The following is a 10946-nucleotide window of genomic DNA, read 5'->3' on the forward strand; positions in this document are numbered from 1 at the left end:
GGCAGGAGCCCGGCCGGCATCGCCGATCGACAGGTTGCGTCAGCTGACGACGGCCTTGGTGCCGAGGCGGTCGCCCGACTCCACGTCGAACAGGTGCACGTGGTGCGGCGTCGCCGTCAGATAGACCTTGTCACCGGCGCTCGGGTGCATGCGGCCGTCGACGCGGGCGACGATGTCGGTGCGCTTGCCCTCGACCATGGAGTGGCCGTAGAGGTAGCCGTCGGCGCCGAGCTCCTCGACGAGGTCGACCTCGACCGCGAGGCCTTCGCCCTCGATGGGGGAGACGGTGATGTCCTCGGGGCGCACGCCGATGGTGGCGACCTTGCCGCTCGACTGGGCGAGCGTCTCGCGGTCGACCGGAACCGTCGCGGTGCCGAACTTCACTCCGTCGTCGACGAGGTCGGCGTGGAAGAGGTTCATCGCGGGCGAGCCGATGAAGCCGGCCACGAACACGTTGTTGGGCTTCTCATACAGGTCGCGCGGGGTGCCGACCTGCTGCAGCAGGCCGTCCTTCAGCACGGCGATGCGGTCGCCCATGGTGAGGGCCTCGGTCTGGTCGTGCGTGACGTAGACGGTCGTGACGCCCAGGCGGCGCTGGAGCGACGCGATCTGGGTGCGGGTCTGCACGCGGAGCTTCGCGTCGAGGTTCGACAGCGGCTCGTCCATGAGGAAGACCTGGGGCTGACGCACGATGGCGCGGCCCATGGCGACGCGCTGACGCTGGCCGCCCGAGAGCGCCTTCGGCTTGCGAGCCAGGTAGGGCTCGAGGTCGAGGAGCTTGGCGGCCTCGAGCACGCGAGCTGCGCGCTCCTCCTTGCCGACGCCCGCGATCTTCAGGGCGAAGCCCATGTTCTCGGCGACGGTCATGTGCGGGTAGAGCGCGTAGTTCTGGAAGACCATGGCGATGTCGCGGTCTTTCGGCGGCACGTCGGTGACGTTGCGGTCGCCGATGAAGATGTTGCCCTCGTTGACCTCTTCGAGGCCCGCGAGCATGCGGAGCGAGGTGGACTTGCCGCAACCGGAGGGGCCGACGAGGACGAGGAACTCGCCGTCTGCGACCTCGAGGTCGAGCTGGTCGACGGCGGGGCGGGTGCCGCCGGGGTAGAGGCGGGTTGCCTTGTCGAACGTGACTGACGCCATTTTCGTGTTTCTCCTTCACCGGCAGGTACGTGCCGGACGATCCGTAGTGATGGACTGCGTCGACGCTGACGCCCACTCAGTATCGCACGCGCGACGGCATGCTCCGCACCCGGCCGGGATCGGCGTACAGCGGGGATCCGGGGAGTTCGCGGAATCCGTTTGGGTGTTTCACAGCCATCCTCCCTACTATCGTGTGTGCGTCTGCATGCATACATGCACGCCCACACAGCGACCGGAGTGACCATCGATGAGCAACGGCGGATCGAATCAGCCACGCCCCACCCGTAACGAGCAGCGCGAAGCCGCGCGCGAGAAGGCGCGGGTGCTCCGCGAGGAGCAGAAGAAGCGCGAACGACGCAACAAGTGGCTCATCCAGGGCGGCGTCATCGTGGCGGTCGTCGCGATCGCGGCCATCATCGGCGGCCTGATCTTCAACAGCGTCAAGCCCGCGGGCCCCGGCCCCGCCAACATGGCGAGCGACGGCATCCTGCTCACGGGCGTCGACGGCGTGATCACCGCGACCGAGACCCCTGCGCTGGCCGCAGGCGCGACGTCGAAGCCGACCGTGCCCGACGACAGCGGCACGGTGGCGAACATCGTCACCTACATCGACTACCTGTGCCCCTTCTGCGGCCAGTTCGAGACGACGAACTCCGACTCGATCCGCACCATGGTCGAGTCGGGTGCCGCGACGCTCGAGGTGCATCCGATCGCCCTGCTGACCAACAAGTCCGCCGGAACCCAGTACTCGCTCCGCGCGGCCAACGCCGCAGCGTGCGTGGCGAACACCTCGCCGAACTCGTTCTTCGACTTCAACGCGCTGCTCTTCGAGAACCAGCCGGAGGAGACCTCGACGGGCCTCGACAACCGGGAGCTCAAGGCGCTCGCGAAGGAGGCGGGCGTGAGCTCGCTGTCGACGATCGAGCAGTGCATCGACGACACCACCTTCAAGAAGTGGGTGCAGGATGCCACGACTCGCGCCCTGAACGAACCGGTGCCGAACTCCGACCTCGAGGCCATCAAGGGAACCCCCACGGTGCTCGTGAACGGCAAGCAGTACGAGGGCTCCCTCACCGACCCGGCCGAGTTCCAGTCGTTCGTGCTGCAGGCGACCGGAGAGGCGTTCTCCGAGTCGACGTCGACCCCCTCGCCGACGCCCACCCCGGCGCCGTAACGCGCGAGACCGTTTCGAAGGCCCGGCCGAGTGCCGGGCCTTCGTCCGTTCCGCGACGTCCGCGCCATGCCCGGCCGCCGGCCGGCGATCGGTAGGATGTCCTCGAGGCATCCCCTCGCCGGCTTGGCGCAATTGGTAGCGCACCGCTCTTGTAAAGCGGTGGTTGCGGGTTCGAGTCCCGCAGCCGGCTCCACAACGTGCCGGCTCCGCTTGGATCGATGAGGCGCTTCGCGGCGGATCAGGCGGTGTGCTCGAGCCGGATCCGCACCGCTCGCACCGCGTCGTCGAAGGTGTCGTAGCGCCGGATCACCCCGGGTCTGGGGCGCATCCACAGCATCTCGTACCCCTCGCCCCGGTGATCGAGGTACCCGATGATCCGGCGGCTGCGCCCCTCTTCGAATCGGGTGTCGCAGACTCGCCACAACCCGGTGTCAACGGGGATGAGGTCGACGACGTCGTGAGTGGTTGTGATCGCCATGATGGTTCTCCCGCTTGTGGCAGTAGCTGGTGAACCCGGGTGCGAACCCCACGATGAAGGTGGCGACGGTTTCCATCACGAGCCGCCCCGGTTCCACCGATCAACGATGAAGAGCGTCGTCGACGCGACATATTGTTGACCCCGGAACAGCCGTCCGCAAGCCCCCATTCGGAGGTGCCGACGGAGCCGGCCCGGTTGCGCGCGTACGCTAGGACGGGCCGCTCGCACGTCGAGCCGCCATCTCCTCGCCGTTCCGGCGGGACGGCGCGAGGAGTCGCGGGAATCAGAGGGATGCAACACGTGGGATCCGACCAGAATCCGTCCAGATCCGGGGATGCGCCGGACGCCGGCGGGACTCCGCTCCCGAGCTCCGCGGGCACCGAGGCGCATCACCACCACCATCTCGAGCAGTCGCGCCTCCCGATCTGGATCGCGCTCGTGCTCGCCCTGCTGTTCGGCGCCGGCACCGCGCTGCAGTCGCGTGTCAACGGGCAGCTCGCGCTCGCGCTCGACGACCCGTTCGTCGCCGCGGCGATCTCCTTCGGCAGCGGGCTCGTCATCCTGCTCATCGTGCTCCCCATGTGGAAGCCGGGCCGAGCGGGGCTCGCGAGGGTCGTCGGCGCACTGCGCGGCCGCACCCTCCCGTGGTGGATGGTGCTCGGCGGACTCGCCGGCGCGTGGTTCGTGACGACGCAGGGGCTCTCGGTCGGCGTCATCGGCGTCGCGCTGTTCACCATCGCGATCGTCGCGGGTCAGACGGTCGGCGGCATCGTGTTCGACCTCATCGGGCTCGGCCCGGGCGGGCGCCGGCCGCTCAGCGCGACCCGTGTCGTCGGCGCCGTGCTCGCACTCGCGGCGATCGGCTGGGCGGTGTCGGCGCAGCTCGCGGGCGATGCCCCGATCCTGCTCATGGTGCTGCCGTTCATCGCCGGCATCGGCGCTTCGTGGCAGCAGGCGGTCAACGGCCGGGTGAAGTCCGTCGCCGACAGCGCACTCACGGCGACGGTGTTCAACTTCGCCGTGGGCACGGCGGCGCTCGTCGTCGTGATGCTCGTGCACGCGGCATCCGCCGGATGGCCCGATGCGCTGCCCGCTGAGCCCTGGCTCTACGCCGGTGGGGCGCTCGGCTGCATCTTCATCGCCGGGCAGGCGATGCTCGTGCGCCGACTCGGCGTGCTGCTGCTCGCCCTCTGCGGCGTGGCGGGGCAGCTCGTCGCGGCGCTCGCCCTCGACCTGCTGCTGCCCACCGCCGACCGCCCCGTCGACATCGCGACGATCGGCGGCACCGTGCTCGCGCTCATCGCGGTGGTGATCGCCTCGGTCCGCTGGGGGCGTCGCAAGCACGCGCTGGCGCCCGCAGAGGTCACGGGAGGGAGCTGAACCTCGACGCGGCACCGACCTCGGGGCCGCGGTCGGATCGCGTGCCGTCGTGCACGCCGCCGACGTAGAGCCAGCCCAGCAGTCGCTCGCCGTCGGCGAGGCCGTGCATCTCTGCGACGAGCGGATGCCGCGTGTGCGGCCCGGAGCGCCACATGACGCCCCACCCGGCGTCGTCGAGGAGCAGGCTCAACTGGTGGGCGACGCCAGCCGCGACGGCCTCCTGCTCCCAGGCGGGGACCTTGAAGTGCGGGGTCGTCACCGCGACGATCGCGAGCAGCAGCGGTGCTCGCAGGGGCTTCGCCGCGAGGCGGGCGCCGTGCTCGCCGTCGAGGCCCGCGGCCGCGGCGAGTGCGTCACCCAGTCGGTTCCGCGCGTCGCCGCGCAGGGCGATGAACCGCCACGGGCGCAGCGAGGCGTGGTCGGCGACCCGGCCGGCTGCTTCGAGCAGGGTCACGATCTCCGCGTCGTCGGGTGCGGCATCCGCGACCTTCGGCGACGAGCGCCGGGCGAGCATCGCCTCCCGGACGGGCGACGACACTCAGGACTCGGCGGAGAAGTCGAGGGCGATCGAGTTCATGCAGTAGCGGTCGCCGGTCGGGGTCCCGAAGCCGTCGGGGAAGACGTGGCCCAGGTGCGATCCGCAGTTCGCGCAGCGCACCTCGGTGCGCACCATGCCGAGCGAGGAGTCCTCGATGAGCTGGACGGCCTCGGGCCGCACCGACTCGTAGAAGCTCGGCCACCCGCAACCCGAGTCGAACTTCGTGCCGCTCTTGAACAGCTCGGCACCGCAGGCGGCGCACGAATAGACGCCGGCCCGCTCCTCGTCGAGGAGCTCGCCCGTCCACGGGCGCTCGGTCGCCGCCTCGCGGAGCACGGCGTACTGCTCGTCGCCGAGCTCGGCGCGCCACTCGTCGTCGGTCTTGTCCACGTTGTACGCCATGAAGCGTCCTCTCAGTGCTCGCGTCGGTGCCCCTCCATGGTCGCAGGTCTGCACGCGGGGTCCGACACGGGGTGCAACGCGGCGTCGTGCCCCCGTGTTCCATCGGGCCCTCGCCGGCACACGCCGTCGCCACTCGGCTCCCGCGGAGGCGTCGGTGTCTAGGATGACCTGCAGGCGGTGCATCCGGCTCGCCTCGACGGGAGGATTGGGATGAGCGCCGAGCGCCTGCCGCACCGCCCCGCCGATTCGGCGCTCGACGAGCGCGACGAGCGGGTGCTCGCCTTCGAGGCTCGTGCCTGGCAGCATCCCGGCGCGAAGGCTGAGGCGATCCGCGACGAGTTCGGCATCTCGGCGGCCCGCTACTATCGGATCCTCGGCGAGCTCCTCGATTCACCCGCGGCGCTGCGGCACGATCCGATGCTCGTCAAGCGGCTGCAGCGGATGCGTGCGGCCCGCGCGGCGGCGCGAACGCGTCGTTCGCTCTCGATCGGCCGATCGCTCGACTGAGCGCGGCCCCGACAGACGACTGGACCCATGGCGCAGAAGTTCCCCCGCGATCGTTTCGACTCGATCCCGCACGGCATCGACCGTGTCGGTGCGCACCGAGCGCCGGCTCGCCGGGGCGCCGGGTGGATCACCTTCGGCTGGGCGGCGCTGGCGACGGTCGTGCTCGTCGCGGTCGGAATCGGCGGCGTCATGCTCTTCAACGACCGACTGAACTTCGGGGACGCCCCGGTCTCGACCCCGAGTGCGACGCCGGTCGTCACCGCCGAGCCCGTGATCGCACCCGACATCCCGGTGCTCGTGCTGAACGGAACGGCCACGGCCGGGCTCGCAGCGAAGGCCGCCGAGACGCTGACCGCCAACGGGGTTCCCGTGGCATCGACGGCCAACGCGAGCGACGACACGTTGACCGAGACGGTCGTGTACTACGCGACGCCCGAGCTCGAGGGAGCCGCCCGCGGCGTCGCGCAGTTCCTGCCCGAGGCCGATGTGCGGGTGTCCGACCAGTTCGCCGCCACCGGGAACCAGCTCGTGGTCGTACTGGGCTCCGACTACGCGACCGCCACCGCGGGCTGACCGCGCGCTGCACGCCCACGCTGGCCGTGGCCGCGAATCGTTGCCATTCCGATATCGGCTCCGCGCCGCAGGCCCTTGTGCGGGAACGTCCAGTCGTGAGTATCTGGTTTCGGCCGCTCGGAAGCTCGAGCGCACGGTTCCGTCCCTGGCACCCTGCGCCGGCGTGAGCGGTCCGGCACAGGCCACGGGCGCGTGCTGATCGGACACGGCAACATGGGAGCAACGCATGGCGAACGGAACCGTCAAGTGGTTCAACGCTGAAAAGGGCTATGGATTCATCACGGTCGACGAGGGTGGCCAGGACGTCTTCGTCCACTACTCCGCGATCGACATGTCGGGATACAAGGTCCTCGAGGAGGGCCAGCAGGTCGTCTTCGAGGTCGGCACGGGCTCGAAGGGACCGCAGGCCGAAGGCGTCCGCCCGGCCTGACCTCGATTCGCGGGGCGCGCCGCCGACGCGGCGGCGCGTTCTCGCACCTGCGACGATGCGCAGGTCTACGCTGGCCGCATGGGAGCGCAGGTCGTTCGTGCTCCGCGGCAGCGGAGAGCGCGGATCGGCGTGCTCGTCGCGGCAGCGCTGCTGCTGACCGCGTGCCAATCGGCGCCCGAGCCCGACGAAGCGCCGAGCGAGGCCCCGGTTCGGCCCTCGGCCGACGCCGCGACGTCGGCGGTGTCGTTCGCTCCACTGCGCGGAACGCCGGCGGAGGCGGCCGTGCTCGCACACCCGTCGCTCGCGGTGAAGATCGACAACCACGAGGAGGCGCGCCCCCAGATCGCGCTGAACCGCACCGACATCGTGTTCGAGGAACTCGTCGAGGGCGGCCTCACCCGATACGTCGCGATCTGGCATTCGGATGTCCCCGACGAGGTCGGACCCGTGCGATCCATCCGGCCCATGGACCCCGACATCGCCTCGCCCTTCGGCGGCATCATCGCCTACTCGGGTGGTCAGGAGCAGTTCGTCGAGATGATGATGGCGACGCCGCTCGTCAACATCGTGTTCGACTTCGACGAGACCGGGCTCTTCTACCGGGCCGACGAGCGGCCGGGGCCGCACGACGTGATCCTCCGCTCCGCCGAGGCCGTCGCCCGCAATGCCTCGCTCGCGCCGCCGCCCGTGCAGTTCGCCTACGGCACGGCCGATCCGCTCGCGGCGCCGGCCCTCGCCGCGGCGCCGACGTCGCGCGTCGACCTCGTCTTCTCCGACGGCCGGTTCCCCGCCTGGGAATGGGATGCCACGACCTCCGGCTGGCTCCGATCCCAGGAGGGGGCGCCCGACCTCGAGGCATCGGGGGAGCGCGTGCACGCCACGAACGTCGTGACCCTCCGCGTCACGATCGACTGGAGCTACGGCGAGGTGCCGAAGACCGTCCTCATCGGTTCGGGCGAAGCCTGGGTCTCCGCTGCCGGGCGAACGGCCCACGGCACGTGGACGAAGGGCGCCGCGGAATCGCCGATCACCCTCACCGCCGACGACGGCTCTCCGCTGCGGCTGGCTCCCGGCACCACGTGGGTCGAGCTCGTGCCGAGCGAGGGTTCGGCGACCTTCACGCCCTGAGCGGACAGCGTCTGGGCTCGCTTGCACTCGTGGCGGTCGAGTGCCAGAATCGATTTAGCACTCACTCGTTTTGAGTGCTAACCCAACGAATCTTTGAAGACGTCCGGGAAAGGACGAGAGAAACACATGGCAAAGATCATTGCTTTCAACGAGGAGGCCCGTCGTGGCCTCGAGCGTGGCCTCAACACGCTCGCCGACGCGGTGAAGGTGACCCTCGGCCCGCGCGGACGCAACGTCGTGCTCGAGAAGAAGTGGGGCGCACCCACGATCACGAACGACGGTGTGTCGATCGCCAAGGAGATCGAGCTCGACGACCCGTACGAGAAGATCGGTGCCGAGCTCGTCAAGGAGGTCGCCAAGAAGACCGACGACGTCGCCGGTGACGGCACCACGACCTCGGTCGTGCTCGCCCAGGCGCTCGTGCGCGAGGGCCTCCGCAACGTCGCCGCAGGCGCCGACCCCATCTCGCTGAAGCGCGGCATCGAGAAGGCCGTCCGCGCCGTCGAGGCCGAGCTCCTCGCCAACGCGAAGGACGTCGAGACGAAGGAAGAGATCGCCGCCACGGCGTCGATCTCCGCCGCCGACGAGCAGATCGGTGCGCTCATCGCCGAGGCGATCGACAAGGTCGGCAAGGAGGGCGTCGTCACCGTCGAGGAGTCGAACACCTTCGGCACCGAGCTCGAGCTGACCGAGGGCATGCGCTTCGACAAGGGCTACCTGTCGGCGTACTTCGTCACCGACCCCGAGCGTCAGGAAGCGGTCTTCGAGGACCCGTACATCCTGATCGTCAACGGCAAGGTCTCGAACATCAAGGACCTGCTGCCGATCGTCGACAAGGTCATCCAGACCGGCAAGCAGCTCCTCATCATCGCGGAAGACGTCGACGGCGAAGCACTCGCGACGCTGATCGTCAACAAGATCCGCGGCATCTTCAAGTCGGTCGCCGTCAAGGCCCCCGGCTTCGGCGACCGCCGCAAGGCGCAGCTGCAGGACATCGCGACCCTCACCGGCGGCCAGGTCATCTCCGAGGAGGTCGGCCTCAAGCTCGAGAACGTCACCCTCGACCTGCTCGGCTCGGCTCGCAAGGTCATCATCACCAAGGACGAGACGACCATCGTCGAGGGTGGCGGCGACGAGGAGGCCATTGCCGGCCGCGTCGCGCAGATCCGCAAGGAGATCGAGAACACCGACTCCGACTACGACCGCGAGAAGCTCCAGGAGCGTCTCGCCAAGCTCGCCGGCGGCGTCGCCGTCATCAAGGCGGGTGCGGCGACCGAGGTCGAGCTCAAGGAGCGCAAGCACCGCATCGAGGACGCCGTCCGCAACGCGAAGGCAGCCGTCGAAGAGGGCATCGTCGCCGGTGGTGGCGTCGCCCTCATCCAGGCCGGCAAGACCGCCTTCGAGAAGCTCGAGCTCTCGGGCGACGAGGCGACCGGTGCGAACATCGTTCGCGTCGCGATCGACGCTCCGCTCAAGCAGATCGCCCTCAACGCCGGCCTCGAGCCGGGCGTCGTGGTCGACCGCGTGCGCAACCTCCCGGTCGGCCAGGGCCTCAACGCCGCGACCGGCGAGTACGTCGACATGCTCGCCGCCGGCATCAACGACCCGGTGAAGGTCACCCGCTCCGCGCTGCTCAACGCCGCGTCGATCGCGGGCCTGTTCCTCACCACCGAGGCCGTCGTCGCCGACAAGCCCGAGAAGAACGCCGCTCCGGTCGGCGACCCGACGGGTGGCATGGACTTCTAGTCCGCGCCTCGCGAAGCACACGATGGGCGTCTCCCTCTGGGGAGGCGCCCATCGTCGTCTCCGATGATCTCGAGCGGCCGGGTCCGGACGGAGTCAGGCCCGTGCGCGGGCGTACTGCTCGCGGATCGCGGCGCAGGGCCGGCGCTCGAGCTCGGCGTCGATCTCGAGCGGCCACACGGGGCGTTCGCCGGTGAGCGCCCACCTCGCCTGCCGTGCCGCGCCGTCGGCGACGTACTCGCCGGGCACGGGCACGACGACCGGGGCATCGAAGACCTGGGCGGCGACGTGTCGCACGGCGGGGTTCTGCGCCGCGCCGCCGATGAGCAGCACTCGCGCCACCTCGACGTCCTGCCCGCGTACGGCGTCGAGGCCGTCGGCGAGTCCGCAGAGCAGCCCCTCGATGGCGGCCCTCGCGATCGAGGAGCGAGTGGTGTTCTCGAGCGTGAGTCCCGAGAACGAGGCCGTCGCGTCGGGGAGGTTCGGAGTCCGCTCGCCTTCGAAGTAGGGCACGAGCACGGCTCCGGATGCCCCGGGCTCGGCCTCGAGGGCGAGCCTGCCGAGTTCGTCATGGCCGACGCCGAGCAGCCCTGCGGTCACGTCGAGCACTCGTGCGGCGTTCAGCGTCGCGATGAGCGGCAGGCGCCGCCCCGTGGCGTCCGCGAAACCGGCGACCGTGCCGGACGGATCGGCGACGGCGGCATCCGTCACCGCGAAGACCGTACCGCTCGTGCCGATCGAGACGACGACGTCGCCCGGCGCTGCGTCGAGGCCGAGCGCGGCGGCCGCGTTGTCGCCGGCGCCGGGGCCGACGAGGATGCCGTCGGGCGTGCGGCCGGCGGGCTCGTCGGGGGCGAGCACGCGCGGCAGCACGGCATCGTGTCCGAGCGCGCGGATGAAGAGTTCGCGGTCGTACCCGTTCGGTCCCCAGTAGGCGGTGCCGCTCGCATCCGATCGGTCGGTCGTGAGCTCGCCGAGGACCGGCCCGAGCGGTGACTCGCCCACCGGGCCGAAGCCGCGAAGCCGCCAGGTGAGCCAGTCGTGGGGGAGTGCGACGGCGGCGACGCGGGCTGCGGCGTCCGGTTCGTCGTCACGCAGCCAGCGCAACTTCGTCGCCGTGAACGAGGCCACCGGCACGACGCCGGTGCGACGGGCGTACTCGTCGGCACCGACCTCGTCGATGAGGTCGCGCGCCGACCGGGCGGAACGGGTGTCGTTCCAGAGCAGGGCGTCGCGGATGACCCGGCCCTCGGCATCGAGCACGATCATGCCGTGCTGCTGACCTGCGACGGAGATCGCCTCGACGTCGTCGAGCCCGCCCGCGTCGGCGAACGCCGTGAGCAGCGCCGCCCACCACGCGGCCGGATCGACCTCGGTGCCGGCGGGGTGCGGCGCGGGGGGCGCGGGGCCCCGCCGCCCCCGCGCCGCCGGGGGGGGGGAGGGCAGAGAACCC

At 70.4% G+C, this 10946-nt stretch carries 12 protein-coding genes and 1 tRNA gene; 8 read left to right on the forward strand and 5 right to left on the reverse strand.

Translation table 11 applies throughout. From position 1 onward, the window contains the following. Window positions 1-39: 39 nt before the first annotated feature. Window positions 40-1140, reverse strand: a complete 1101-nt coding sequence (locus ACFTQE_RS18750) for an ABC transporter ATP-binding protein (protein ID WP_376926492.1) — start codon at window positions 1138-1140, stop codon at window positions 40-42. Window positions 1141-1462: 322 nt separating this feature from the next. Here ACFTQE_RS18750 and ACFTQE_RS18755 point away from each other — a divergent pair, with 322 nt between their 5' ends. After that, window positions 1463-2314: a DsbA family protein gene (locus ACFTQE_RS18755; protein ID WP_376926493.1), complete on the forward strand. Its 852-nt coding sequence runs from the start codon at window positions 1463-1465 to the stop codon at window positions 2312-2314. 117 nt (window positions 2315-2431) lie between these two features. Continuing rightward, a tRNA-Thr gene (locus tag ACFTQE_RS18760) sits at window positions 2432-2507 on the forward strand. Between the two features lie 45 nt (window positions 2508-2552). Here ACFTQE_RS18760 and ACFTQE_RS18765 read toward each other — a convergent pair. Continuing rightward, window positions 2553-2792, reverse strand: coding sequence for a hypothetical protein (locus ACFTQE_RS18765; RefSeq protein ID WP_376926494.1), 240 nt, complete (start codon window positions 2790-2792; stop codon window positions 2553-2555). 300 nt (window positions 2793-3092) lie between these two features. Here ACFTQE_RS18765 and ACFTQE_RS18770 point away from each other — a divergent pair, with 300 nt between their 5' ends. Then, complete coding sequence (locus ACFTQE_RS18770) at window positions 3093-4172, forward strand: DMT family transporter (RefSeq protein WP_376926495.1); 1080 nt, start codon at window positions 3093-3095, stop codon at window positions 4170-4172. Here ACFTQE_RS18770 and ACFTQE_RS18775 read toward each other — a convergent pair. Then, window positions 4156-4710: a nitroreductase gene (locus ACFTQE_RS18775; protein WP_376926496.1), complete on the reverse strand. Its 555-nt coding sequence runs from the start codon at window positions 4708-4710 to the stop codon at window positions 4156-4158. The two genes, ACFTQE_RS18770 and ACFTQE_RS18775, sit on opposite strands and share 17 nt — an antisense overlap. After that, window positions 4711-5112 carry a peptide-methionine (R)-S-oxide reductase MsrB gene (gene msrB / locus ACFTQE_RS18780; RefSeq protein WP_056010429.1) on the reverse strand — a complete coding sequence of 134 codons (402 nt, stop codon included), beginning with the start codon at window positions 5110-5112 and terminating at the stop codon, window positions 4711-4713. A 210-nt stretch (window positions 5113-5322) separates the two neighbouring features. On the opposite strand from msrB, the gene ACFTQE_RS18785 reads away from it, so the two are divergent. The 5 genes from ACFTQE_RS18785 (at window position 5323) to groL (ending at window position 9496) form a co-directional block, all read left to right on the forward strand. Then, the gene (locus ACFTQE_RS18785; RefSeq protein WP_376926497.1) at window positions 5323-5619 is read left to right on the forward strand and encodes a DUF3263 domain-containing protein; all 297 of its coding nucleotides are present in this window, start codon (window positions 5323-5325) and stop codon (window positions 5617-5619) included. 27 nt (window positions 5620-5646) lie between these two features. Then, window positions 5647-6192, forward strand: a complete 546-nt coding sequence (locus ACFTQE_RS18790; protein WP_376926498.1) for a LytR C-terminal domain-containing protein — start codon at window positions 5647-5649, stop codon at window positions 6190-6192. Window positions 6193-6418: 226 nt separating this feature from the next. Then, the gene (locus ACFTQE_RS18795; protein ID WP_056010420.1) at window positions 6419-6622 is read left to right on the forward strand and encodes a cold-shock protein; all 204 of its coding nucleotides are present in this window, start codon (window positions 6419-6421) and stop codon (window positions 6620-6622) included. A gap of 78 nt (window positions 6623-6700) precedes the next feature. Then, window positions 6701-7750, forward strand: a complete 1050-nt coding sequence (locus tag ACFTQE_RS18800; protein WP_376926499.1) for a DUF3048 domain-containing protein — start codon at window positions 6701-6703, stop codon at window positions 7748-7750. A 126-nt stretch (window positions 7751-7876) separates the two neighbouring features. Then, window positions 7877-9496 carry a chaperonin GroEL gene (gene groL / locus ACFTQE_RS18805; protein WP_376926500.1) on the forward strand — a complete coding sequence of 540 codons (1620 nt, stop codon included), beginning with the start codon at window positions 7877-7879 and terminating at the stop codon, window positions 9494-9496. Window positions 9497-9589: 93 nt separating this feature from the next. Here groL and ACFTQE_RS18810 read toward each other — a convergent pair whose 3' ends face one another. After that, window positions 9590-10939, reverse strand: a complete 1350-nt coding sequence (locus ACFTQE_RS18810; RefSeq protein ID WP_376926501.1) for an FGGY family carbohydrate kinase — start codon at window positions 10937-10939, stop codon at window positions 9590-9592. Window positions 10940-10946: the final 7 nt, after the last annotated feature.

It is taken from the genome of Agromyces sp. NPDC056965 (genome assembly GCF_042673425.1).
In the GTDB taxonomy this organism is placed as follows: domain Bacteria; phylum Actinomycetota; class Actinomycetes; order Actinomycetales; family Microbacteriaceae; genus Agromyces.

Excerpts from the sequence above, each read along its gene's own strand:
- ACFTQE_RS18750 (WP_376926492.1), bottom strand. The coding sequence starts at position 1,140 with ATGGCGTCAGTCACGTTCGACAAGGCAACCCGCCTCTACCCCGGCGGC.
- ACFTQE_RS18765 (WP_376926494.1), bottom strand. The coding sequence starts at position 2,792 with ATGGCGATCACAACCACTCACGACGTCGTCGACCTCATCCCCGTTGAC.
- msrB (WP_056010429.1), bottom strand. The coding sequence starts at position 5,112 with ATGGCGTACAACGTGGACAAGACCGACGACGAGTGGCGCGCCGAGCTC.
- ACFTQE_RS18785 (WP_376926497.1), top strand. The coding sequence starts at position 5,323 with ATGAGCGCCGAGCGCCTGCCGCACCGCCCCGCCGATTCGGCGCTCGAC.
- ACFTQE_RS18790 (WP_376926498.1), top strand. The coding sequence starts at position 5,647 with ATGGCGCAGAAGTTCCCCCGCGATCGTTTCGACTCGATCCCGCACGGC.
- ACFTQE_RS18795 (WP_056010420.1), top strand. The coding sequence starts at position 6,419 with ATGGCGAACGGAACCGTCAAGTGGTTCAACGCTGAAAAGGGCTATGGA.
- ACFTQE_RS18800 (WP_376926499.1), top strand. The coding sequence starts at position 6,701 with ATGGGAGCGCAGGTCGTTCGTGCTCCGCGGCAGCGGAGAGCGCGGATC.
- groL (WP_376926500.1), top strand. The coding sequence starts at position 7,877 with ATGGCAAAGATCATTGCTTTCAACGAGGAGGCCCGTCGTGGCCTCGAG.